The organism is Mesorhizobium sp. (assembly GCF_004962245.1).
Taxonomy (GTDB): Bacteria; Pseudomonadota; Alphaproteobacteria; order Rhizobiales; family Rhizobiaceae; genus Mesorhizobium.
Genome location: NZ_SUHQ01000001.1, coordinates 27,610 through 51,845, shown reverse-complemented (window position 1 = coordinate 51,845; position 24,236 = coordinate 27,610). Strand labels below are relative to the sequence as shown.

General features: G+C 63.7%; 23 protein-coding genes and 1 riboswitch. Of the genes, 10 read left to right on the top strand and 13 right to left on the bottom strand.

Annotated features, from left to right (window positions below; translation table 11 throughout):
• The first annotated feature begins 41 nt into the window (after positions 1-41).
• Entirely contained in the window at positions 42-1,826 is a 1,785-nt protein-coding gene (gene recJ, locus E5X88_RS00245) for a single-stranded-DNA-specific exonuclease RecJ (protein ID WP_292157060.1), read from the top strand.
• Between the two features lie 23 nt (positions 1,827-1,849).
• Here the strand turns inward: recJ and E5X88_RS00240 are convergent, their stop codons facing one another.
• The 3 genes from E5X88_RS00240 to folE all read right to left on the bottom strand — a co-directional run bounded on the left by E5X88_RS00240 (position 1,850) and on the right by folE (position 4,180).
• Positions 1,850-2,821 (bottom strand): patatin family protein, encoded by a 972-nt coding sequence (locus tag E5X88_RS00240; RefSeq protein WP_292157058.1) that lies wholly within the window; start codon positions 2,819-2,821, stop codon positions 1,850-1,852.
• Positions 2,822-2,935: 114 nt separating this feature from the next.
• Positions 2,936-3,406 (bottom strand): phosphoribosyl-AMP cyclohydrolase, encoded by a 471-nt coding sequence (gene hisI, locus E5X88_RS00235; RefSeq protein WP_292157055.1) that lies wholly within the window; start codon positions 3,404-3,406, stop codon positions 2,936-2,938.
• A gap of 138 nt (positions 3,407-3,544) precedes the next feature.
• Complete coding sequence (gene folE / locus E5X88_RS00230) at positions 3,545-4,180, bottom strand: GTP cyclohydrolase I FolE (protein WP_292157053.1); 636 nt, start codon at positions 4,178-4,180, stop codon at positions 3,545-3,547.
• 239 nt (positions 4,181-4,419) lie between these two features.
• On the opposite strand from folE, the gene E5X88_RS00225 reads away from it, so the two are divergent.
• Positions 4,420-4,866, top strand: coding sequence for an iron-sulfur cluster assembly scaffold protein (locus E5X88_RS00225; RefSeq protein WP_065009453.1), 447 nt, complete (start codon positions 4,420-4,422; stop codon positions 4,864-4,866).
• Here E5X88_RS00225 and E5X88_RS00220 read toward each other — a convergent pair.
• Positions 4,863-5,777, bottom strand: a complete 915-nt coding sequence (locus tag E5X88_RS00220) for a LysR substrate-binding domain-containing protein (protein WP_292157051.1) — start codon at positions 5,775-5,777, stop codon at positions 4,863-4,865. The genes E5X88_RS00225 and E5X88_RS00220 overlap by 4 nt on opposite strands.
• A gap of 343 nt (positions 5,778-6,120) precedes the next feature.
• Between E5X88_RS00220 and yidD the strand changes: the two genes are divergently transcribed.
• The 4 genes from yidD (at position 6,121) to E5X88_RS00200 (ending at position 10,697) form a co-directional block, all read left to right on the top strand.
• Positions 6,121-6,495, top strand: coding sequence for a membrane protein insertion efficiency factor YidD (gene yidD, locus E5X88_RS00215; protein ID WP_292157049.1), 375 nt, complete (start codon positions 6,121-6,123; stop codon positions 6,493-6,495).
• 123 nt (positions 6,496-6,618) lie between these two features.
• Positions 6,619-7,440 (top strand): class D beta-lactamase, encoded by an 822-nt coding sequence (blaOXA, locus tag E5X88_RS00210; protein ID WP_292157047.1) that lies wholly within the window; start codon positions 6,619-6,621, stop codon positions 7,438-7,440.
• 168 nt (positions 7,441-7,608) lie between these two features.
• The gene (thrS, locus tag E5X88_RS00205) at positions 7,609-9,585 is read left to right on the top strand and encodes a threonine--tRNA ligase (protein ID WP_292157045.1); all 1,977 of its coding nucleotides are present in this window, start codon (positions 7,609-7,611) and stop codon (positions 9,583-9,585) included.
• A 173-nt stretch (positions 9,586-9,758) separates the two neighbouring features.
• The gene (locus E5X88_RS00200) at positions 9,759-10,697 is read left to right on the top strand and encodes a lysophospholipid acyltransferase family protein (RefSeq protein WP_292157043.1); all 939 of its coding nucleotides are present in this window, start codon (positions 9,759-9,761) and stop codon (positions 10,695-10,697) included.
• Positions 10,698-10,748: 51 nt separating this feature from the next.
• Here the strand turns inward: E5X88_RS00200 and E5X88_RS00195 are convergent, their stop codons facing one another.
• A complete protein-coding gene (locus E5X88_RS00195) occupies positions 10,749-11,714 on the bottom strand; it encodes a hypothetical protein (RefSeq protein WP_292157041.1) in 966 nt (321 codons plus the stop codon).
• A 156-nt stretch (positions 11,715-11,870) separates the two neighbouring features.
• Between E5X88_RS00195 and E5X88_RS00190 the strand changes: the two genes are divergently transcribed.
• Positions 11,871-12,455, top strand: coding sequence for a nitroreductase (locus E5X88_RS00190; protein WP_292157039.1), 585 nt, complete (start codon positions 11,871-11,873; stop codon positions 12,453-12,455).
• The gene (locus E5X88_RS00185) at positions 12,456-13,064 is read left to right on the top strand and encodes a flavin reductase family protein (RefSeq protein WP_292157037.1); all 609 of its coding nucleotides are present in this window, start codon (positions 12,456-12,458) and stop codon (positions 13,062-13,064) included. It abuts the gene before it with no gap.
• Positions 13,065-13,077: 13 nt separating this feature from the next.
• On the opposite strand, the gene E5X88_RS00180 is transcribed toward E5X88_RS00185, so the two are convergent.
• Both E5X88_RS00180 and E5X88_RS00175 read right to left on the bottom strand, forming a co-directional pair.
• Positions 13,078-13,959: a CoA ester lyase gene (locus E5X88_RS00180; RefSeq protein ID WP_292157036.1), complete on the bottom strand. Its 882-nt coding sequence runs from the start codon at positions 13,957-13,959 to the stop codon at positions 13,078-13,080.
• A 3-nt stretch (positions 13,960-13,962) separates the two neighbouring features.
• Positions 13,963-14,454, bottom strand: a complete 492-nt coding sequence (locus tag E5X88_RS00175; RefSeq protein ID WP_366664793.1) for a MaoC family dehydratase — start codon at positions 14,452-14,454, stop codon at positions 13,963-13,965.
• A gap of 110 nt (positions 14,455-14,564) precedes the next feature.
• Here E5X88_RS00175 and E5X88_RS00170 point away from each other — a divergent pair, with 110 nt between their 5' ends.
• Positions 14,565-15,686: a DUF2336 domain-containing protein gene (locus E5X88_RS00170; RefSeq protein WP_292157613.1), complete on the top strand. Its 1,122-nt coding sequence runs from the start codon at positions 14,565-14,567 to the stop codon at positions 15,684-15,686.
• Between the two features lie 62 nt (positions 15,687-15,748).
• On the opposite strand, the gene parE is transcribed toward E5X88_RS00170, so the two are convergent.
• The 5 genes from parE to E5X88_RS00145 form a co-directional block, all read right to left on the bottom strand.
• A complete protein-coding gene (gene parE, locus E5X88_RS00165) occupies positions 15,749-17,800 on the bottom strand; it encodes a DNA topoisomerase IV subunit B (RefSeq protein WP_292157032.1) in 2,052 nt (683 codons plus the stop codon).
• A gap of 324 nt (positions 17,801-18,124) precedes the next feature.
• A complete protein-coding gene (gene gcvP / locus E5X88_RS00160; protein ID WP_292157031.1) occupies positions 18,125-20,932 on the bottom strand; it encodes an aminomethyl-transferring glycine dehydrogenase in 2,808 nt (935 codons plus the stop codon).
• 16 nt (positions 20,933-20,948) lie between these two features.
• Entirely contained in the window at positions 20,949-21,317 is a 369-nt protein-coding gene (gene gcvH / locus E5X88_RS00155) for a glycine cleavage system protein GcvH (protein WP_292157029.1), read from the bottom strand.
• A gap of 7 nt (positions 21,318-21,324) precedes the next feature.
• Entirely contained in the window at positions 21,325-22,461 is a 1,137-nt protein-coding gene (gcvT, locus tag E5X88_RS00150; RefSeq protein WP_292157027.1) for a glycine cleavage system aminomethyltransferase GcvT, read from the bottom strand.
• A 148-nt stretch (positions 22,462-22,609) separates the two neighbouring features.
• Positions 22,610-22,696: riboswitch (glycine riboswitch) on the bottom strand.
• Between the two features lie 190 nt (positions 22,697-22,886).
• Entirely contained in the window at positions 22,887-23,123 is a 237-nt protein-coding gene (locus tag E5X88_RS00145; RefSeq protein ID WP_292157025.1) for a transporter substrate-binding domain-containing protein, read from the bottom strand.
• A gap of 16 nt (positions 23,124-23,139) precedes the next feature.
• On the opposite strand from E5X88_RS00145, the gene E5X88_RS00140 reads away from it, so the two are divergent.
• Entirely contained in the window at positions 23,140-23,331 is a 192-nt protein-coding gene (locus E5X88_RS00140) for a hypothetical protein (protein ID WP_292157023.1), read from the top strand.
• A gap of 115 nt (positions 23,332-23,446) precedes the next feature.
• Here the strand turns inward: E5X88_RS00140 and E5X88_RS00135 are convergent, their stop codons facing one another.
• Positions 23,447-24,235, bottom strand: coding sequence for a molybdopterin-binding protein (locus tag E5X88_RS00135; RefSeq protein ID WP_292157021.1), 789 nt, complete (start codon positions 24,233-24,235; stop codon positions 23,447-23,449).
• Position 24,236: the final 1 nt, after the last annotated feature.

Genomic DNA, 24,236 nt, shown 5'->3' with positions numbered 1-24,236 from the left:
GCATATTGTGAGAAATGACAATTTTGCAGACGGCGCGTCATATGACGGGCGAAAGACGTTTTTTCCTCGATGTCAGGCAATCGGCCACCGGTGTTTCGTGGGAACACCGGCTGACCGAGCGGCAGGACATGACCGCACTCGCCATCGCGCAGGGCCATGGCGTGCCCGACATCGTCGCGCGCGTCCTTGCCGGGCGCGGCGTGAGCGCCGAGCAGACCGAGCGGTTTCTCGATCCGACCATTCGCGACCTGCTGCCGGACCCGGCATCGCTGACCGACATGGACAAGGCCGCCGCCCGTATCGCCGGGGCAGTCATTGCCAGGGAAAAGGTGGCGATCTTCGGCGACTACGATGTTGACGGCGCGGCCTCTTCGGCACTGCTCAAGCGGTTTCTCACGCATTTCTCGGTGCCTTCGGAGATTTACATACCGGACCGCATCTTCGAGGGGTACGGCCCCAATCCGGAGGCCATGCGCGAACTCGTCTCGCGCGGCGCAACGCTGATCGTCACCGTCGACTGCGGCACCAACAGCGCCGCTTCCATCGATGCGGCAAAGGCGGCGGGCGCCGATGTCGTGGTGCTCGACCATCACCAGGTCGGCGGCCCGTTGCCGGCGGCGGAAGCGGTCGTCAATCCCAATCGCGAGGACGACCTTTCGGGGCAGGGCCATCTTTGCGCTGCCGGCGTCGTCTTCCTGGCTCTGGTGCAGACGGCAAAGATCCTGCGCGGTCGATTGCCGGATGCCGCACCGCCGGATCTGCTTGGCTTGCTCGACCTCGTGGCTCTGGCGACCGTCTGCGACGTGGTGCCGCTGACCGGCGTCAACCGCGCCTTCGTGGTCAAGGGGCTGCAGATGGCGCGCCAGCAGAGGAACGAAGGCCTGGCCGCGCTGGCGCGGGTCTCGCGCATCGGCGAGCCGGTCAGCACCTTCCATCTGGCCTATCTGATCGGTCCGCGCATCAATGCCGGCGGGCGGATCGGCGATGCGGCACTCGGCAGCCGGCTGCTCGCCACCGACGATCCCGTCGAGGCCCGCACCATCGCCGAGACGCTGGATCGTCTCAATCAGGAGCGGCAGCAGATGGAACTGGAAATGCTGGCCGCGGCACGCGTGGAGGCCGATGCCGAGCTTGCCGGCGGCAATGGGCCGGCCATCGTCGTCACCGCCAGCTCCAACTGGCATCCGGGCATCGTCGGCCTGCTGGCCTCGCGGCTCAAGGACCATGCGCGCCGGCCCGCCTTCGCCATCGCCTTCAATCCCAATGGCGTCGGTACGGGTTCAGGCCGTTCGGTGTCGGGTTTCGACCTTGGCCGGCTGGTGCGCGAGGCCGCCGATGCCGGGCTGATCGTCAAGGGCGGCGGTCATGGCATGGCGGCGGGTATCACGGTGGAGCGGGCGAAACTCGGCGCGCTCAGGGCTTTCTTCGAAGAACGAGCGGCGGCCGACGTGTTTCGGCTGCAAGGCGAGGAAAGCCTGGCGATCGACGGTGCGCTGGCCGCAGAGGGCGCGACGCTCGGTCTGCTCGATGCGCTGGAGAAGGCCGGCCCGTTCGGCGCCGGACACGTCGCGCCGGTCTTCGCGCTGCCGCGCCATCGGCTTACCGACGCAAGGCCGGTCGGCACCAACCATATCCGCGCCGAGTTGCAGTCGGAAAGCGGTGGCCGCATCCAGGCGATCGCCTTTCGCGCCGTCGATACGGCGCTCGGCGAATTCCTGTTCAAGAACAGGGGCAAGCCGGTGCATGTCGCCGGCTCGCTGTCGGGCAATCACTGGAACGGCAACCGCACGGTGCAGTTTCGCATCGTCGATGCCGCACGGGCCTGAGAACAGGCTCCCGGGATCATCATTTAGGCCAGAACCGTCTGCAGCCGCGTCAACTCGCCGATCTGGGCCATGGTTGTCTGGTAGCCGATGCGGATCGCCTCGTCGGCGCGGTGGAATTCGGTCAGGCCGATATGGCCGAGCTTCGGCTGCAGCGACATGTCAGGCGGGTCGCCGGCAAGCCGCGCACGCGAAATGCGGTCCTGGATGATGTTGAAGGCTTCGACCATGACGCCGGTGATGCCGAGTCGCACTTCGCGGGACTGGCGTTCGGCGTCGACCTGGCCGACCGATGGTGCGTCCTTCTCGGCGATCATCTCGCCGGCAGTGTGCTTGATGACGGCGGCGCGACCGAACAGGTCATAGTGGAGGTTGATCGCGACCACGAGCGGCTGCTCGTAGGCGCGGCAGACCGAGACCGGCACCGGATTGACCAGCGCGCCGTCGACCAGCACGCGCCCGTTGCAGGTGACCGGTTCGAAAACGCCGGGCAGTGCATAGGAGGCGCGCATGGCGGTGATCAGCGAGCCGCCGGACAGCCAGATTTCATGGCCGGTGCGGATCTCCGAAGTGACGCAGACGAAAGGCTTGGGCAGATCCTCGAAACGAATGCCGGCCATGTGTTCGCGCAGCCGTGCGTCCAGCTTCATGCCGCCGAACAGGCCGCTGCCGCGCAGATTGAGGTCGAGAAGACCAAAGATGCGCCGCTTGGTCAGGCTTCTGGCGAATTCTTCCAGCTCATCCAGCTTGCCGGCAAGATAGCAACCGCCGACCAGCGCGCCGATTGAGGTGCCGGCGATCATCGACACTTCTATGCCGGCTTCGTCGAGCGCGCGCAGCACGCCGATATGGGCCCAGCCGCGCGCGCAGCCGCCGCCCAGTGCCAGCGAAATGCCTGTTTTCTTCTCCGGTTTCACTTCAGCTGCGCCGGCGGACGAGGAGAGGCCGTTGGCTTCCCGAACATCCACTCTGTTGCGCAATGACGCCCATTCGAGCATCACAATCTCCCTTGTCCCACGGCCAATATACAGGATGGCCGTATCGAAATCATGAATATACGTGGCTGCAGTTCGGCGAAGGGTTCATTCATATGGATGGTTTATGTGGTTCATTCATATGGATGGTTCATGAGGCTTTCGATACGTTTCTTCCGCATCGAACAGTGGCTTGCTGCCGTCGCTGGCAAGCGTCCCCTTGCCGTCGATCAGCCCCACCGTCCGATAAAAGCAAGAACGCCGGCCGGTGTGGCAGGTTGCGTCGTGGCCCATCACTTTGACGCGCAACCATATGGCGTCCTGGTCACAATCCGTGAGCATCTCGACGACGTTCTGGACATTCCCGGACGTCTCGCCCTTCTTCCACAGAGCGTTGCGCGAGCGCGACCAGTAGTGAGCGATGCCGGTTTCGAGCGTCAGCGCCAGCGCTTCGGCGTTCATGTGCGCGACCATCAGCAACATGCCGTCTTCGGCGTCGGTGACGACCACGGTGACGAGACCGCTGGCATCGAAACGCGGCGAAAAGACCGCGCCTTCTTCCAGTGCCTTCTTGTCTGATGGAGCTTTCGGAAATTCCAGTGCCGACATCGCCGGTCCTTGTTCAGAGCCTCACCCATTCCGATAGAATCGGAATGGGTGAGGCTCTGTCTTCTTGTTTGGCCATGATCTTGTCCGAAAACCGGTTCCCACTTTTCGGGATCATGGCTGGCGACCGGCGAGGGTCGTTCAGCCCCTGCCGCCGCGCACCATGGTGACGAAACGGACCTGTTCCTCGGGCGTGTCCTTGAAGACGCCGGTGAAGGTCGAGGTCAGCGTCGTGGACCCCTCCTTGCGGATGCCGCGCATGGCCATGCACATGTGCTCGGCTTCGAGCATGACGGCGACGCCGCGCGGATTGAGCACATCCTGGATGACGCCGGCGATCTGTGCGGTCATGGCTTCCTGGGTCTGCAGGCGCTGGGCGAAGATATCGACGACGCGCGCGATTTTGGACAGGCCGACAACCTTGCCGTCCGGCAAATAGCCGACATGCGCCTTGCCGATGATCGGCACCATGTGGTGCTCGCAATGCGAATGGAACGTTATATCCTTGACGAGGACGAGGTCGTCATAGCCGGCGACTTCCTCGAAAGTGCGGCCGAGTTCCTCGGCCGGGCACTTGTCATAGCCGCCGAACATTTCGCTATAGGCCTTGACCACGCGCTTTGGCGTATCGACCAGGCCCTCCCGGTCCGGATTGTCGCCGGCCCAGCGCAACAGCGTGCGAACCGCGGCCTCGGCTTCGGCTTCGCTCGGCCGATCGGTGACCGGCTTTTCCAGATAGGCGGAGGGGGGCATGAATTTCTTGATGACGGCATCCATAAAGGCGTCTCCCGTAGTTCCCCTCTCAGGAGGAACGAGTTGAACGGACCACGACCTTTCGGGTGTTAGAAACGTGCCCTGTTTCCAGCCCGTAAGCGGCGTGAACTGATTTGAGCAAGACGAGGTCGTTGGTTACCTTGTCCATACCCGACTACCAGCATTATATATGATCGTGCCGAGCGAAAGGAAGACCGCCAGCGGCAATCGCTGTTCGCTCAGCGGCGACGGATTGGAAAAATATGATCGACGATGTCTACAATGCGAAAATTCTGGGATTTGCCGGGAATATCGCGCGGATCGGCCGGCTCGACCACCCCGACGCAACCGCGCGCGCGCATTCCAAGCTCTGCGGCTCGACCGTGACCGTCGATCTGAAGATGGATGACGGCGTCGTCACCGATTTCGCCCATGACGTCAAAGCCTGCGCGCTGGGCCAGGCGTCGTCCTCGATCATGGCGCAACATGTCATCGGCGCCAGCGCGGATGAATTGCGCAGCGTTCGCGAGACGATGCTGAAGATGCTGAAGGAAAATGGCGCGCCGCCGGAAGGCCGCTTCGCCGATCTCAGATATCTCGAACCGGTGCGCGACTACAAGGCACGCCATGCCTCGACCATGCTGACCTTCGACGCGGTGGTCGACGCGATCGGTCAGATCGAGAAGAAGCGCGCCGAACAGGCGGCCTAAACACCTTCCAGAAAACGCCTGCTTTCGGCAAATTCGGTCCGGATCCAATCGGCGAACGCCGCGGCCGGTTCGGACAGGTTGCGCAGGCTCCTGGCCACCAGCCAATAGGCCCCGCACACTACGTTGATATCGAATGGCTTGATCAACGCACCGGTCGCCAGCTCCTCCTTGACCAGCAGAAGGTCGCCCAGCGCCACGCCGTGCCCCAGCATGGCCGCCTGTTTCGAGAGCGAGGCGTCCGCCAGCAGTGGGCCACGCTCCGGTATCGCATCATCGGACACGCCCGCAGCCTCGAACCACCGTGCCCAGCCCTGGCGATTTTCTTCGTGCAGCAAGGTGTAGCGACGCAGGTCGGCCGGGCTTTCCAGGGCAAGGCCCGATGCGGACAGCGCTGGCGACAACACAGGCGAATCGATGACCGGCGCCAGGCGTTCCGCCTCGCTGCGCGGCCATGACGTGCTGTGGGCGCTGAAGCGCAGAGCGAGTTCGGCCTGATCGCTGCGGAACTCGATCAGGCGCGGGTCGACATCGAGGGAAATGTCGATATCTGGCCGCAGCTCGCGGAATCGATTGAGCCGCGGCACCAGCCAGGACGCGGCAAGCGAAGGTTCGACGCTGATGCAGACCACCGACTGGGCCGGCGTTGCCACCAATTCCGAAAGCCTCCCGTCAATGTCGTCGAAACTTCTGACGAGTTGTTCCAGCAGGCGCTGGCCGGTGTCGGTAAGCTCGACGCGGCGATGGTGGCGGTGGAACAGAGGCTGGCGCAGGAACAGCTCGAGCTCGCGAACCTGGCGGCTGATTGCTGCTTGGGAGACAAAAAGCTCTTCGGCAGCCCGGCTGAAGCTCAGGTGCCTGCCGGCCGCTTCGAAACTCCTCAATGCCGTCAGGGGAAGGCGGCCGCGCTTCATTCGCATAATCTCTAGTTATCCGAGGCGGAAATTATACTCGTTTGAGGACGAAGGCCAGCAGCGGTCTAATCGGCACCTAGAGGAGATGCGGCCATGATCCAGTTCCTGAGCATTTTTGGCGACGTCATGCGGATCGCGACATTTCAATGGCGTGACAGGCCCCATGCCGGGCGCAGCGAAGAAAGGCAGGCCGGCACCGCTCGCTGGCCGCCCTCGAAGGATCGGTATCCTGTTCGCCGTTCAAGATCCTGAAGCGGATCACAGGGCGGCAGGCAGAAGGGGATTGCGTTCTCTGCCCGAAGTCCACATCTATCCCTCGGGAAAACGCGATGCGGAGAACGCGGTGCGCGATCAACATGGGCATGCGCATGTCGCCAGGCCGCTCCAGCGCGGGCGCAACTGGCCCGGTCCGTGGCGCAAGACGCCCGGCCGAATACTCGGCACGTCGCTCGTGCGCTTCTACCAGCTGACGCTGTCCGGCTTTGTCGGCAATTCCTGCCGGCATCTGCCGACCTGTTCCGAATACGCGCATGAGGCGATCGCCCGCCACGGGCTGTGGGCCGGCGGCTGGATGGGGCTTTTCCGGGTGCTGCGCTGCGGACCGTTCGGAACCCATGGCATCGACCGCGTGCCGGAGGTGCTGGCCGGTCGCTATGTCTGGTTCACGCCTTGGCGGTATTGGCGGATCGGAAAAAAGCGCAGTGGCCGGGAAAGCTGATGCCGGCAGGGGGCGCAAATCTTTACGATTTGCTAGGGTTAACCGCATCTTGCGCATTTAAGACAAAATCGAGACAAGACGCCTCGCTAAGCCGCTCCTGACTGCCTCAGGAGAGATTGCCAAATGCGCCAGATAGATCGCCGTCCATTCGTTTTCGCCTTGGTTCTCTACCTTCTGGCGTGGATGCTGGGTTTTCCGATCCGCGCTCAATCCGCGCCGCTGAAGGACGTCGAATGCACGTTGATCCTGGATGCTGCAAGCGGCGAAACGCTGTACCGGGACGGGGTTTGCGACCAGCGCTTCAGCCCCGCTTCGACGTTCAAGGTTCCCTTGTCGCTGATTGGCTACGACGCCGGAATCCTGAGCGATGAGCACACGCCGGCATGGGACTACAAGCCGGAGTTCAAGGCGGTGAAGCGGGACCAGAAGACCGTCGACCCGACGATCTGGGAAAGGGATTCGGTCCTGTGGTTTTCGCGGGAAATCACCCGGCGGCTCGGCAGCGAGCGGTTCGCCGGCTATGTCTCGAAGTTCGACTACGGCAACGCGGATGTCTCCGGCAATGCCGGCAAGGATGATGGGCTCACCCGGTCCTGGGTGAATTCTTCCCTCAAGATATCCCCAGTCGAGCAGGTGAATTTCCTGCGCCGCCTGCTTGCCGGCCAGCTGCCGGTTTCGGACAAGGCCCACGTGATGACCGAGGCGATCCTGCCGTCTTTCCAGGCAGGAGGCTGGACGGTGCAGGGCAAGACCGGGACCACCAGGCTTGGCAACGGCGCCGACAAGGTCAACCGCTCGCTTGGCTGGTTTGTCGGCTGGGCGCAAAGGGATGATCGCAAGATCGTCTTTGCCCGCCTTGTGGTCGATACGAAACGGTCGGACACGCCCAAGGGACCCAAGGCACGGACGATGTTCCTGAAGGACCTGCCGAATCTCGTCAGGTGAACTACATCTGGCTTTACGGCGCCGGCATCTGCCCATAAAAGACCGCTCGCCGCCGGACGCATCCGGCTTTTGCTTTATGGATGTCATAACCCAAAAACCGCTTCGCGCTTTTGGGCGACATGCATTTCACCACCCGCGCTCGTTTGCGGGACTGGATAGGAGAACTCTATGCTGAATTCCGTTTCCCTGACATTTCCCGATGGCTCCGTCCGCGACTACGAAGCGGCGATGACTGGCGCCGGCCTGGCGGAATCGATCTCGAAGTCGCTGGCCAAGAAGGCCGTTGCCTACAGCATCGACGGCGTCGTGCGCGATCTTTCCGACCCGCTCGGCAAGTCCGGCAAGGTCGAGATCATCACCCGCGAAGACCCGCGCGCGCTGGAACTCATCCGCCACGACGCAGCGCACGTGCTGGCTGAAGCCGTGCAGGAACTGTGGCCGGGAACGCAGGTGACCATCGGGCCGGTGATCGAGAACGGGTTCTACTATGATTTCGCCCGCAACGAGCCGTTCACGCCCGACGATTTCCCGGTGATCGAGAAGAAGATGCGCGAGATCATCGCGCGCAACAAGCCGTTCACCAAGCAGGTCTGGTCGCGCGAGAAGGCGAAAAAAATCTTCGCCGACAAGGGCGAGCGCTACAAGCTGGAACTGATCGATGCGATTCCCGACGATCAGGACCTCAAGATTTACGCGCAGGGCGATTGGTTCGACCTCTGCCGCGGCCCGCATATGGCCTCGACCGGGCAGATCGGCAGCGCCTTCAAGCTGATGAAGGTGGCCGGCGCCTATTGGCGCGGCGACAGCAACAACCCGATGCTGACGCGCATCTACGGCACAGCCTGGGCCGACCAGGCGCAACTCGACGCTTACCAGACCATGCTGGAGGAAGCCGAAAAGCGCGACCACAGGAAACTCGGTCGCGAGATGGACCTGTTCCATTTCCAGGAAGAGGGGCCGGGCGTCGTCTTCTGGCACGCCAAGGGCTGGAGGATGTTCCAGAACCTGGTCAACTACATGCGCCGCCGCCTCGACGAGCAGGGCTATCAGGAGGTCAACGCGCCGCAGGTGCTCGACAAGAGCCTGTGGGAGACGTCGGGCCACTGGGGCTGGTACCGCGACGCCATGTTCAAGGTCACGGTCGCCGGCGACGATACCGACGACGACCGGGTCTTTGCGCTGAAGCCGATGAACTGCCCCGGCCACGTCCAGATATTCAAGCACGGGCTGAAGTCCTACCGCGATCTGCCGGTGAAGCTCGCGGAATTCGGCAATGTGCATCGCTACGAGCCATCCGGGGCGCTGCATGGGCTGATGCGCGTTCGCGGCTTCACGCAGGACGACGCGCATATCTTCTGCACAGAGGAGCAGCTTGCCTCGGAGTGCCTGCGCATCAACGATCTGATCCTGTCGACCTATGCCGATTTCGGTTTCGACGAGATCAGCGTCAAGCTGTCAACGCGTCCGGACAAGCGCGTTGGCACCGACGAAGCGTGGGATCATGCCGAAGCAATCATGGGCGACGTGCTGGAGACGATCCGGACGCGGTCGGGCAATCGCATCAAGACCTCGATCAATCCGGGCGAGGGCGCCTTCTACGGGCCGAAGTTCGAATATGTGCTGAAGGACGCCATCGGCCGCGAATGGCAGTGCGGGACCACGCAGGTCGACTTCAATCTGCCCGAGCGTTTTGGCGCCTTCTACATCGGCTCCGATTCGGAAAAGAAGCAGCCGGTGATGGTGCATCGCGCCATCTGCGGCTCGATGGAGCGCTTCCTCGGCATTCTGATCGAAAACTATTCCGGCCATTTCCCGCTGTGGTTCGCACCGCTGCAGGTGGTGGTGGCGACGATCACCTCCGATGCCGACGATTATGCGCATAAGGTCGTCGCGCAGCTGAAGGCGGCCGGACTGTTGGCGGAAGCCGATCTTCGCAACGAGAAGATCAACTACAAGGTCCGCGAGCACAGCCTGGCCAAGGTCCCGGTCATCCTCGTCTGCGGCAAGCGCGAGGCGGAGGAGGAGACTGTCAACATCCGCCGGCTCGGCTCGCGCGACCAGGAGTCGCTTGGCCTTGGCCAGGCAGTGGCGATGCTTGCCGAAGAGGCGGTGACGCCCGACCGCAAGCGCAAACGAGCGGCCTGAGTTCAGCCAGATTGTCAACGAACGGCGGTGGGGCGATCCACCGCCGTTTTTACGTGCCCCGCCATTTTCACGTGCCCCGCCATTTTCACGTGCCCGCCATTTTCACGTGCCCGCCATTTTCACATGCCCGCCATTTTCACATGCTTGTCACGCCAGCCTTGTAACGAGCCCTCATGCTCAAGCTGAAGATGCGCGAAAGACCGTTTCCCGAGCTTTCCTACGCCAGTCCGCATCAGCCGGCATTGACGCGCTGGTTCATCCATTCCATCGAGGGCCTGTCCGGCCGCGATCGTTTCGCGGCGCTCTATGATTTCTGGCGTCGCCATGTGGCGCCGACCGGCGAGCGCGTGTTCAGCCGTATGCTGGAGTTGATCGATGTCCAGGTGCAGGTCGCCGGCCAATGGCCGCCGGCAAAGTTGCCTGACACGCCGCTGGTGATCGTCGCCAACCATCCGTTCGGCATCGGCGACGGCATTGCGGTGCTCTCGCTGGCCGAGCAGCTTCAGCGCCCGTTTCGCGTCATGATCCACAAGGATCTGCTCAAGATCCGCGAGATGGAGCCCTATTCGCTGCCGATCGACTTTTCAGAGACCAAGGACGCGTTGAAGAACAACATGGCGATCCGCCACGAGGCGGTGCGGCTGCTGAAAGAGGGCGTCACCATCGTCGTCTTCCCCGCGGGCGGCGTCGCCACCGCGCCGAAAGGTTTTGGCCGGGCGCGCGATCTGCCGTGGAAGATGTTTCCGGCCCGTCTGGTTCAGGATGCCAAGGCGTCGGTCGTCCCAATGCATTTTTCCGGTCAGAACGGCCGGCTGTTCCACCTGGTCAGCGGGCCGATGAACATGGCCGAGCGTGACGGTCGTGTGGCGAAGTTCGTCGGCAGGGCTTCCCTGACGCTGCGCATTTCCCTGCTCATCCACGAATTCGCGCGGCTGTCCGGCAAATCGATCGACGTACGCGTCGGCGACGTGCTGGGGTGGGACGAACTGGAGCCGCTGCGCGACCGCAAGGCTTTGCTCGACCGCCTCTATCGCGGCGTTTTCGATCTGGCGCCGGTCGAACCGCGCGGCCGCGGCCAGTTCCTGCCGCGACGCATGCGCAAGGCGGCCTGATCGGCAAGTCATGCGCCGGACCCGAATCCTGTACGGCACTGTCCGGACGGTTTAGTCCGCGCCTTCCTCAGGATTTATCGCCGAGGCTTCCGTGGCGAGAACCTCGATTTCCTTGTTCTGCCCGGCCACGACCGTAAAATCCTTCTGGTAGATGCGGTCGCGGTTCTTGGCGATAATGGTGTAGTCGCCCTCGGCAAGCACCATCGAAGCAAAGGCGCCGACGGTTTCCTGGATGGGATCGCCGGATTCGTTGAGCAACGACCAGGAGGTGTCGGCGATCGCCTCTCCGCCCGACTCGCGTACCAGCTTCATGGTCATCTCCGCCGCATGATGCTCGACGGCCGCTTCGGTCAGCTTGCCGGCCTCGACGCGGATGTCGGAGCGGATGACCGCATTCACCGAGCCGTAGGTCGAGACGACGTGGTAGACGCCCGCGTTCAGCCGCACCACGCTGTTCGGCTCGACGTCGGGTATGATCAGGGCGCGATCGTGGTTGGCTTCGGCTTGGCCCTCATAGATCGAAAAGCGCAGTTTCTTCGGCGGTATGCGCACCCCGCCCGACAGCACGGCATCGAGCTTGAGGCCGCCGGCATCGAGGACGAGACTTTCGCGCTTGGCATCCTTGCCTACGGTGATGCGCTTGGTGGCGCCCGCCCGGCCGTAGGAGGCATGCACCAGATAGCTACCGGGCTCGAGCTGAAACACCGCGCTGCCGCCATGGGCGGAAGCGACCAACGGCAGTTTGCCGTCGCCGGTCGGTTCAGGCTTGAAGACGCGCCAGACGATGCCGCGCGTGATGTCGGCGCCCTTGTCCGTCAACTGCGCCGACAGCGTGATCGCCCCGCTGCTCCCCAATGCCAGCGATGTCTCGCTGTTCGGAGTCGCAAAGCTCGAAATCCCAGGAAGTTTCAGGTCACTGAGGCCGTCCGCATCCTGCGCGACGGCGGACGAGACCGGCACCATGAACAGTGCGGCGCCAAGCCAGATCGGGAAAAGACGCGGGATCCCCTCAAACATGCCTTGCGTTGAAGCCCAAGGCGGTGGCAATTTCAAGGCTTAAGAGTCCGGACCAGTTCTGTTATGAGCTCTTCTGTCCGGCGCGCCGCGCCAATGCCCAAGCCGCCGGTGCCCCAATGGCGCGCTTCAGCTCAAATTCCAAGGAGACTTGCGCCCATGGCGTCGCCAATCATCGACTTTCTGCTGACCCGAAACTCCGCGCCGATCCCGGAGCTGAAGGACCCAGCGCCCAGCGATGCTGACATCGCGACGATGATTGCCGCCGCCTCGCGCGTACCGGACCACGGCCGGCTCGAGCCCTGGCGCTTCATCCTCTACCGGGGCGAGGCACGCGTCGAGATCGGCAAGAAGCTGGCGGCTCTTGCCGAACAGCGCGAAGGGCCGTTGCCTGAGGGCCGCCGCAACCAGGAACTGGCGCGCTTTTCACGCGCGCCGCTGGTGATCGGCGTGGTGTCGAGCCCGAAGGAAAACCCAAAGATCCCGCAATGGGAAATGTTCCTGTCCGGCGGCATGGCGGCGATGAACCTGATGATATCAGCCAATGCGCTGGGCTATGGCACCAACATGATCAGCAACTGGTATTCCGACGTGCCGGAGGGCAGGGCGATCCTGGGGCTGGCGCCGCATGAGCGGGTCGTCGGCTTCGTCCATATCGGCTCCTATCAGGGGCCGGCGCCGGAACGGCCGCGCCCTGATCCGGCAAAGCTCTATGCCGACTATGCCGGGCCGTGGGTAGGCTGAATGTTCTACGAGCCATCCAAGGGGCACGGGCTGCCGCATGACCCTTCCAAGGCGATCGTGGCGCCACGGCCGATCGGCTGGATCTCGACAGTGAACAAGGCCGGCAAGATCAACCTCGCCCCCTATTCCTTCTTCAACGCCCTTTCGACACGACCCTTCATCGTCTGGTTTTCGTCCGAAGGCGAGAAGGACAGCGCGACCTTCGCCGAAGAGACCGGCGAGTTCGTCGCCAATCTCGTCAGCCGCGATCTTGCCGAGAAAATGAACCGCACCGCGGTCGATGCGCCGCGCGGCGTCAGCGAGTTCGTCTATGCCGATCTCACCATGGCGCCGTCGCGTCTTGTTGCGCCGCCGCGCGTGGCGGCGGCGCCCGCGGCGCTCGAATGCCGGGTGACGGAAATCCTGCGGCCAAAGGCGTTGGACGGGACATCGACGAGCGCCGTCGTCGTTGCCGGCGAAGTCGTTGGTGTGCATATCGACGATGCGTTCCTGAAGGACGGCATGTTCGATATCGTCAAGGCGGGCAACGTCGGCCGTCTCGGCTATATGGACTATGCCAGTGTCAACGAGATCTTTTCGATGCGCCGGCCTCGTTGGGAAAAGGACTAGGGCTGGGGAAAGATCAGGTGGAAATCCCGGCCGCCCTGGCGCGGGCCAGCAGCCGCTCGGCCAGCCGCAAATGCGGCCGGTCGTACATCTTGCCGTCGATGCCGACCACGCCGGGATTTCCAGCCGCCTCGAATGCCGCAACCAGGGCGGCGGAGTGTTTCACCGCCTCGGTCGACGGTGTGAAGGCGGTGTTGATGACCGGCACTTGCGTCGGATGGATCGCCATCTTACCGGTGAACCCGTCGCGTTCAGCCTCGGCGCATTCGGCCTCGAAGGCGGCCATGTCACGAAAATTCGGGAAAATCGTGTCGATTGCCGCGACTTCCGCGGCACCCGCGGCGAGGACGGTCATGGTGCGGGCGAAACGGAACACATCGGTATAGCGGCCGTTCTCGTCGCGCGCAGCACGCGCGCCGACCGCCGCCGAGAGGTCTTCCGCGCCCCAGGTGACGCCGACAAGCCGCGCGCCGACGTTGGCATAAGTCGCAGCCGCCAGCACGCCGGCAGCTGTTTCGGTGATGATCGGCAGGATTTTTATCGCACCATCCGGCAGGTCGTTTTCGGCCTCGTGGACCCTGAGCTTGGCCGAGAGATGCTGGACGTCCTGGCCGCTGTTCGACTTCGGCAGCATGATGCCGTCGGGTCCGGCCGGAACGAGTGCCGCCAGATCGTCATCCGTCAGGCCGGTCGAGAGATCGTTGACCCGCACATAGATAGCGGACTTGGTTTGATGCCATTGCTCGGTGATGAAGCGCGCCGCGGTGTCGCGCGCCAATGCCTTGTTTTGTGGCGCGATCGAATCCTCTAGGTCGACGATGACCACGTCGGCGCCGGCGCCAAACGCCTTTTCCAGCTTTTTCTGGGAATCGCCGGGAACGAACAGCAATGAACGCATGAGCTACGCTGCCTTCTTCATCATCGCCTGCCTTGTGCATTTGGCGACGAGCACGTCATTCTGATTGTAGGCGCGGTGCTCGAACTCGACGATGCCGCGATCCGGCTTCGATTTGGACTCGCGCACCGACACCACCGTGGTCTCGACGCGGATCGTGTCGCCGTGGAAGACCGGATGCGGAAACACTGTCTCCTTCATGCCGAGATTGGCGATGGTGGTGCCGACGGTGATGTCGTTCACCGAAATGCCTATCATCAGGCCCAGCGTGAACAGCGAATTGACCAGCGGCTTGCCCCATTCGCTCTTGGCGGCGAAGTCGAAATCGATGTGCAGCGGCTGCGGGTTCAGCGTCATCACCGAAAACAGCATGTTGTCGCTTTCGGTGACGGTTTTCCGCAGCGTGTGCCGGAAGACGCGGCCGACGACGAACTCTTCCAGATAAAGCCCGGCCATGGTCGATCTCCTCCGCTGCTTAAGGGTTGATAGGCGCTGCATACCGCGCTCGCAAGCCAGTTAACAAACATGGTGAACCGTTCGTAAACCATTTCTGCCTAGGGTCTTCCCTAGGGCGGGAACGGACTCGGGCCAGGGGCGTGGCGGGCAGTATGGTTGTTTCGCATTTCCTGAAATGGATATACACGGCGAGGGTCTCGGAGCGCGCCGCTGCGGCAAGCGCGCTGGCCCGCGCCTACATCAATGCCGATCTGCCTTTCGAGGACCGCTGCGCAGCGGAGGCGGCGCTGACGCTGCTGCTCGACGACGCCTCGTCGAAGGTGCGGCTGGCGATGGCAGAGGCGCTGTCGATGAGCCATCACGCGCCGCTGCAGATCATCAGCGCGCTGGCGTCCGACCAGCCGGAAGTGGCAAGCCTGGTGCTGGCGCGGTCGCCGCTGCTCACCGATGCCGATCTGATCGACCGCGTTGCCGGCGGCCACAAGGCGACGCAGAAATTGATCGCCGACCGTCCGCGTGTCTCGATGGCGGTCGCCGCGGCGATCGCCGAAATCGGTGAGCCGGAAGCCTGCGCCACGCTGCTCGCCAACAGCGGTGCCGTCATCGCTTCGCTCAGCTTCCGCCGTATCGCCGAACGCCATGGCCATCTGCCTCTGGTGCGCGAAGCGCTGATCGCCGACGCACGCCTGCCCGCCGACTGCCGGCATATGCTGCTGATAAAACTTGGTGAGACGCTCAAAGGTTCGCCGCTGGTGCTGGCGCTGATGGGCCGCGCCAGAGCCGAGCGCGTCATGCGTGACGCCTGCATCAAGGCTTCCGTGACGTTGATCGAAGGCACGCGCCAGGAGGAACATGCCGCACTGATCGAGCATCTGCGCTTGCGCGGCGACCTGACCGCAAGCTTCATCATCCGTACCGTCGCGCACGGCAAGGTCGATTTCTTCGGCTCGGCGCTGGTCGCGCTCAGCCAGCAATCCGAGCAACGGGTGAGGGCGCTGCTGGCCGGCGGGCATGACGTGGCGCTGCAGGCGCTGTTCCGCAGTGCCGGCCTTGCCACGGCCACGCACGCGATCATCCTGCGTGCCCTGAAAATCTGGCGCGAGGTCGCCAATGGCAAGCGCCTCGCCGGCGTCCAGGAAGTCAGTTGGCTGATGCTGAAGGAATTGGGCGGGCAGTCGGCGGAAGGCGATCTCGCCGGACTAGTCAAATCGATCCATCTCGATGCGCTGCGCGAAAACGCGCGCGGACATGCCTTGGCGATCGCTGCCGCCTAGGTCTTGTCCTTATACTGCCTTGCAACAGTGTCGCCGTCTGCGGCTCGCCGAGCAGAAGACGTTCAGATATCCAGCACTTCTGTCTCGGCAAACTCAGCGCGTTCCTGGATGAAGCGGAAGCGGGCTTCCGGCTTGGTGCCCATCAGCGCGTCGACCGCATCCTTGGTCGCCGCCTCGGCGTCGATCACGTCGACCCTGAGCAGCGTGCGCTTCCTCTGGTCCATGGTCGTTTCCTTGAGCTGGGCCGCCATCATTTCGCCCAGCCCCTTGAAGCGGCCGATCTCGACCTTGCCGCGTCCGGTGAATTCGGTGCGCAGAAGTTCGTCCTTGTGCGCATCGTCGCGGGCATAGGCGACCTTGCCGCCTTGCCGGATCGAGTAGAGCGGCGGCACCGCCAGATAGAGATGGCCGCCGTGGATCAGGCTCGGCATCTCCTGATAGAAGAAGGTGATCAGCAGCGAAGCGATGTGGGCGCCGTCGACATCGGCGTCGGTCATGATGATGACCCGGTCGTAGCGCAGGTCCTCGTCGCGGTACTTTGATCGCGTGCCACAGCCGAGCGCTTGAATCAGGTCCGATATCTGCTGGTTGCCGGCAAGTTTGTCGTTTCCGGCGCTGGCGACGTTGAGGATTTTTCCACGCAGCGGCAGCACCGCCTGGCTGGCACGATCGCGCGCCTGTTTCGCGGAGCCGCCGGCCGAATCGCCCTCGACGATGAAGAGCTCGGCACCGGCCGCGGCATTCTGCGTGCAGTCGGCGAGCTTGCCGGGCAGCCGCAGCTTGCGCACCGCGCTCTTGCGCGACACTTCCTTTTCCTGGCGCCGCCGCACCCGCTCGTCGGCGCGCGCGATCACCCATTCGAGCAGTTTCGAGGCTTCCTGCGGATTGTCGGCCAGCCAGTGATCGAAGGGATCGCGGATGGCGGTCTCGACAATCCTGATCGCCTCGATCGTCGCCAGCCTGTCCTTGGTCTGGCCGACGAATTCCGGCTCGCGGATGAACACCGACAGCATGCCCGCCGCCGAGATCATGACGTCCTCGGACGTGACGATCGAAGCGCGCTTGTTGCCGACCAGATCGGCGTAGGCGCGCAAGCCGCGCGTCAAGACGTTGCGGAAGCCGGCCTCGTGCGTGCCGCCTTCGCCGGTCGGGATGGTGTTGCAGTAGGAATTGAGAAATCCGTCGCCACCGAACCAGGTCACGGCCCATTCGAGCGAACCGTGGCCACCTTGCCTGTCGCTTTTGCCGGCGAAGATTTCGCGGGTGACCTGGAATTCGTCGCCGAGCGAGGCTTTCAGATAGTCCTTGAGGCCGCCCGGGAAATGGAACTCGGCCTTGGCCGGCGTCGTGTCCTTCTCCTTGATCAGCGAGGGATCGCAGGTCCAGCGGATCTCGACGCCACCGAACAGATAGGCCTTCGAGCGCGTCATGCGATAGAGCCGCGCCGGCTCGAAAGCCGCACCCTTGCCGAAGATCTGCTCGTCAGGATGGAAGCGGATCTTGGTGCCGCGGCGGTTATGCACCTCGCCGAGCGGCTCCAGGCCAGTCACCGGAACGCCGCGTGAGAATTTTTGCCGGTAAAGTTGCCGTCCCCGCGCAACCTCGACCTCGAGATGGTCCGACAGCGCGTTGACCACGGAGACGCCGACGCCGTGCAGGCCGCCCGAGGTCTCGTAGACCTTGCTGTCGAACTTGCCGCCCGAATGCAGCGTCGTCATGATGACTTCGAGCGCGGGCTTCTTGAATTTCGGGTGCGGATCGACCGGAATGCCGCGGCCATTGTCGGTGACGGCCAGATACCCGTCGGCGGAAAGCTCGACATCGATGAAAGTCGCGTGACCGGCGACCGCCTCGTCCATCGAATTGTCGATGACCTCGGCAAACAGATGGTGCATCGCCTTGTCGTCGGTGCCGCCGATATACATGCCGGGGCGGCGTCGCACCGGCTCCAGCCCTTCCAGAACCTCGATGTCGGCGGCACTGTAGCTCTCGCTGCCGTCGCGGGATGCCGGGCGCTTTGCCGCCTGCACGAGCGGGTCGGCCGGTCGCGCGGTCGCGCGAACCGGTTGCGGCTGCTTGTCCATAGTGCCGAAAAGATCGTTGTTGTCGTCCATGCCGGTCCTGGATTCCGATGCTGCGAATCACCACCCGATACTGCCACGCTTTTTGCGGGCAGGCGACGGAGGTTCCTGTTACGTTCGAGGATAGAGCCCTCTTACCGCAAAACCATTCGACAACCAAGCGGCGGAAATGGGTCCACGGGCGGATGCTTCAAGAGGTTCCGCACGACGTATGGACATGGACGAAGCGTCGACGCTTTGCAAACCTCGTCGGAGACTTGTGTCGGGAGGTTAGCGGAAATCCACGGACTGCCGCTGACCTAAACTCCAGCAAGGGCCTCGCAAGGCCGAGGGGCCGGCCTTGCGTTCACCTGATAGCTATTCCGCAGCGCCCAGATACTCCGACAGCGGCGGGCAGGAGCAGACGAGATTGCGGTCGCCGGCGACATTGTCGATGCGCGACACCGGCGGCCAGTATTTGGCTGCGGTGTCGGCATCGCCGGCGGGGTAGGCCGCTTCCAGGCGCGAGTAGGGGTGGGTCCACTGGCCGGCCAGCGCCTCGGCGGCGGTATGCGGCGCATTGACCAGCGGATTGTCTGCCAGCGGCCATTCGCCTTTCGCCACCTTGGCTGCCTCGCCTGATATCGCGATCATCGCGTCGCAGAAGCGATCGAGTTCGCTCTTGGGCTCGGACTCGGTCGGCTCGACCATCAGCGTGCCGGCCACCGGAAACGACATGGTCGGCGCATGGAAACCATAGTCGATCAGTCGCTTGGCGACGTCGTCGACGCTGATGCCGGCACTGTCCTTGAGCACGCGGGTGTCAAGGATGCATTCATGCGCGACACGCCCGTGCCTGCCCTTGTAGAGCACCGGGAAATGCGCTTCGAGCCGTGTCGCCACGTAGTTGGCGGAGATGATCGCCGTCTCGGTCGCCTGCTTCAGGCCCGAAGCGCCCATCATGCGGATATACATCCAGGTGATCGGCAGGATCGAAGCGCTGCCGAACGGTGCGGCCGACACGGCATGGCCCGAGCCTTCGTTGACGTGGCCGGGCAGATAGGGCTTCAGATGCGCCTTGACGCCGATCGGGCCGACGCCGGGACCGCCGCCACCATGCGGGATGCAGAACGTCTTGTGCAGGTTCATGTGGCAGACATCGGCGCCGATGTCGCCCGGGCGGGCGAGACCGACCAGCGCGTTGAGGTTGGCGCCATCGAAATAGACCTGGCCGCCATGGCTGTGGATGAGGGCGCAGAGGTCGCGCGCGCCTTCCTCGAACACGCCGTGCGTCGAGGGATAGGTGAACATCAGCGCCGCGAGATTTTGCGCATGCTGGGCCGCCTTGGCTTTCAGGTCATCAATGTCGATGTTGCCGTCTTCGGTGCAGCGCACGACGACGACACTCATGCCGGCCATCGCCGCGCTCGCCGGATTGGTGCCGTGCGCGGAAGACGGGATCAGGCAGACAGTGCGGTGGCTTTCGCCGCGCGAGCGGTGGTAGCCGCGAATGGCGAGCAGCCCGGCATATTCGCCCTGGCTGCCGGCATTGGGCTGCAGGGTCACCGCGTCGAAGCCGGTGATCTCCGCCAGCCAGCCTTCCAGCTCGTCGGTCATCGCGCGGTAGCCGGCCGAATGGCTGGCCGGCGCGAAGGGGTGCAGGTTGGCGACATCAGGCCAGCTTACCGGCATCATCTCGGCGGCGGCGTTGAGCTTCATGGTGCAGGAGCCGAGCGGGATCATGGCGCGGTCGAGCGCCAGGTCCTTGTCGGCCAGCCGGCGCAGGAAGCGCATCATGTCGGTTTCCGAGCGGTTTTCGTGGAAGACAGGCTGCGTCAGAAACTCCTGGCCGCGCGGCTGTCCGGGCATGGTGCCGGCGGCGACGCCCGCCTTGGCACCGAACAGCGCCGCGATCGCGTCCAGGTCGGCATCGGTGGAGGTCTCGTCAAAGCTGACGCCGATATGGTCGGCGTCGATCAGGCGCAGCAGCCGGCCGGTCTTTTCGGCGGCGGCGGCGATCGCGCTGGCTTTGCCCCTCACTTCCACCGTTACCGTGTCGAAGCGGCTTGCGCCAAGCACCGAAACACCTGATGCCGTGAGGCCGGCAGCCAGGCGGTTGGCCAATTCATGGATGCGCCCCGCAATCGCCTGCAGGCCGGCAGGGCCATGCCAGATCGCATACGCCGTCGCCATGTTGGCGAGCAGCGCCTGCGCGGTGCAGATGTTGGAGGTCGCCTTGTCGCGGCGGATGTGCTGCTCGCGCGTCTGCAAGGCGAGGCGGTAGCCGGGGCGGCCCTTGCTGTCGGTGGACTGGCCGACGAGCCGGCCGGGCATCAATCGCGTCAGCCGGTCGGAAACGGCGCAGTAGGCGGCGTGCGGCCCGCCAAAGCCCATCGGCACGCCGAAGCGCTGCATCGAACCGACGGCGATGTCGGCGCCAAGCCTTGCCGGCGTGTCGGTCAGCGTCAGGCCGAGCGGATCGGCAATGAAGACGACGAGCGCACCGGTGGCGCGGGCTTTCTCGATTGCCGCCCTGTGGTCGCCGTAGACACCAAACGTATCGGGCCAAGAGACGAGCAAGGCGGCGGTGTTGTCGTCGATCGTCTCGCCGTCGACCTCGGTGCCGAGCGGCTCGGCGCGGGTGCGCACGACGTCGAGCGTCTGCGGATGCGGCGTGCCGGCCAGCGCCACCTTGGTCCGCTTGTCGCGATGATGGCGTAACGCAATGCCGACCGCCTCAGCCACCGCCGTCGCTTCGTCGAGCAGCGAGGCGGACGCCACCGGCAGGCCGGTCAGTTCGGCGACCAGGGTCTGGAAATTGAACAGCATTTCGAGCCGGCCCTGGCTGATCTCGGCCTGGTAGGGGGTGTAGGCCGTATACCAGGCCGGGTTCTCGAACAGATTGCGCTGAATGACCGGCGGCACGTGGACGCCGTGGTAGCCGGTGCCGATAAAGCTCTTCAGCACCGTATTTTTCGCCATTGTCGCTGAAAGCTCGGCCAGCGCCTCCGCTTCGCTTGCCGGGGCCGGCAAGGCCAGCGGCCGATCGAGCCTGATCGATTTCGGCACCGCCTGGCTGATCAGCGTCTCGACCGAGGGAACGCCGATCGTCGCCAGCATGGCACGGGTTTCGTCGAGGCCCGGGCCGATATGGCGGGCCGAGAAGGGGTAGGGTGCTGCGGTCATCTTCCTGGTCCTGCTATCAACCGATATGGGCTTTGTACGCGGCTTCATCCAGAAGGCCTTCGAGTTGGTTTTCGTCGGCCAGCTTCATCTTCCACAGCCAGCCGTCGCCGGTCGCCGCCGAATTGACCAAAGACGGGTCCGACGAGAGCGAGGTGTTGGCCTCGGTGATCTCGCCGTCGACCGGTGCATAGACGTCCGATGCCGCCTTGACGGATTCGACCACGACGGCCGTATCGCCCTTGGCCAGCTTTCTCCCAAGCTCCGGCAATTCGACGAAAACGAGATCGCCGAGCTGCTCCTGCGCGTAGTCGGTGATGCCAACGGTGGCGATGCCGCCTTCGACGCGGAGCCATTCGTGATCTTCGGTGAAATAGGTCTTTGCCATGAGAGAATCATCCTTTGCGGTAGCGATGCGGTGTGAAGGGCAGGGGATTGATATTGATCGGGATTTTCGTCCCGCGAACGTCGGCGAAGAGTTTTGTGCCAGGCTTGGCCAGCAACGTCTGGACATAGCCCATGGCGACCGGATGGGCGGCCGAGGGGCCGAAGCCGCCGGAGGTGACGTGGCCGGCGGGATTGCCGTCGGCGTCGAAAAGGGCAGCATCGGCGCGCACCGGCTGGCGGCCCTCCGGCTTCAGGCCGACGCGTTTCTGCGCCGGGCCGCGCTCCAGGATTGCACGCAACGCATCGGCGCCGATGAAAGCGCCAGAGGCGCGAACCTCCTTGGGGATCGCCCACATCAGTCCGGCGCTGGCCGGATCGATCTCAGGCGTGATGTCCAGTCCATGCAGGCACAGCCCTGCTTCGAGCCGCAGGCTGTCGCGGGCGGCCAGCCCGACCCACAGCACGCGATCGTCCTCGAGCAGTCTGGCGACGAGATTTCGCGCGTCGGCCTCCGGCAGGCCGATCTCGAAACCGTCTTCGCCGGTATAGCCCGACCGGCTCATGAACCAGTTCTCGCGGGGCTCAAAGCCGTGCATGAACAGCAGCGAACCGGTCTCGATGCTGGCGCGGGACAGGGCGGCCCAGGCTTCGGGGCCCTGGATCGCCAGGAAGACGCGGTCGAGCGCGTCAACCCTGGCATCGAAACCGCCCTTTGCGTCAAAATCCCCCTTTGCATCAAAATCCAGGGCAAGCCCGCGCAGGTGTTTCTCGTCGGCTTCGGCATTGCCGGCATTGGCAACGACCATGAAGCGCTCGCGGCCGAGCCTGGTGACGATCAGATCGTCGATGATGCCGGCGGCTTCATTCAGAAAGAACGTGTACTTGGACTGGGAGATATCAAGCGCGCCTGCGTCCAACGGACAGGCGCGATCGAGCAACGCTGCAGCGCCCGGGCCACTGATCTCGAACAGCTTCATGTGCGAGATGTCGAACAGGCCGGCGTGTTCGCGGGTATGAAGGTGCTCTTTCATCACGCCGGCCGGATAGGTCAGCGGCATCGACCAGCCGGCGAACGCGCCAAAGCGCGCACCGGCGGCCACGTGCAGATCTTCGAGGGAAAGGTGTTTGGTGTCGTCGCCCGTCATGTCATCTCCAGAGTCGCACGCAATCGGCCGCGAATGGCGGCCAGTCCGTGCCCCTCTGTCTGAAGCCTGAGAGACTTGCGCCCCGGAACTCTGTCGGCAGCGCTTACACCTTCGGCGCGGGGGCAAGCCCCGACTTTCCAGAGTGTCTTTCCCGTCTACGGTTCTTTTGCCTGAGAGATTTCGGGCGATTTCCCCTTCGGCGGCAGCTCTCGCTGCTCTCTCCCGCAAACAGGTAGGGCTCGCAAAAGCCCTCGACTCGCCATCCATAGCCTGTGGACGACACCTTGTCACCTGCCTGCGACGTCTTACCGACAAGTCTTCGCTAACAACCTCGCTGGAAATCCATCCGGCGCCCGGGCCGCTGATCGACAAGGTCGCTTAGGGTTGCAACAATTGTCCCGGCCAGGACCCGCCAAGAGTCGAAGCTATTGCTTGGCAGGCTCCGGCTTGGCACTGGTGTCGAACCGCGACGTCCATTTGAAGCCGCCGAACCAGTAGCGGCGTATGCCGGTGATGGTGCCGTCGGCGGTCCGCGCGCCGATCCAGTTGTTGACGTATTGGATCAGGCGGACATCGTCCGGCCGCATCGCAAATGCTTCCGGGGTCCGCAACAGCGGGCCGCCCACCATCGTCAACTTCGCATCATAGAGCCTGGCGGCCATCTGCGGCGTTGGCGATGTGGCGACCATCGCCTGTGCGTCGCCGCCGATGACCGCGCCGCAATTCGACAATCAGGGCAATCCCAACTTCGATACCCACGGCAATTATCAGGGACCGCACGGGCTGGGCAAGCTTGTCACCCCGGACGACAATCCGGATTTGAACCCGGCCCTGCGCAGCGATGGCGATGACAGCGACGACAGTTACTGAGCGTCGCGACTATTTTCTTTTGAACATGATCTTTTCCGAACTGAAGGTCAGCGAAGCAAAAACCGGTTCCCACTTTTTGCTGCGCTGACCTTCGGTTAGGGATCATGCTCTGCGGTCAGATGCCGCCGTACCAATCGTAGCCATTGTCCTCCCAATAGCCGCCCCTGCCGCCGCCGATAGTGGCGAAACCGTCGACCAGTTCGATCCTGTGGAGATATTTCGGCATCTTGTAGCCGATCTGGCGCTCGACGCGGACACGCAACGGTGCGCCGTTCTCGACCGGCAGCGGCTTGCCGTTCACGCCATAGGCAAGGATCGTTTGCGGGTGACGGGCATCGATCAGGTCGATCGAGCCGTAATATTTGATGTCGCCGGACAGGCTGCGGTCGATCGTGTCGAGGCAATGGAACATCACGTAGCGCGCCTGCGGCTTGACCACCGCCTGATCAAGCACCAGCGACAGCGGCGTGCCGGTCCATTTGGCGATGCAGCTCCAGCCTTCGACGCAGTCGTGGCGGGTGATCTGGGTGCGGCTCGGCATGTTCATCAGCTGCTCGCGGGTCAGCGACAGCGGCTTTTCGACAAGGCCGGAAACCTCGAGCCGCCAGTCGGCGAAATTGTTGGCGAGCAGGTCCTTGTAGACATCGTCGTCCGGCGCGGTGACGCCGTTCGGCCGCTGCGGCTGGCGGATGTCGGCCTCGGTGAATTCAGGCGCCAGCGAATCGCCGGCGAGCAGGCGTTGCGCGCGCCAGGTCAGGCCGTTGGCGCCTTCGAGGAAGCTGCGCAGGCCGTCACCCACGCCAAGCTGGCTGTCGAAGGCATCGCAACCCGACAGCATGATGCCGGAGACGCCGAGGCTGGCCGAGGTCAGGAATTTTCTGCGGCTGATCACAAACTTCGCCATC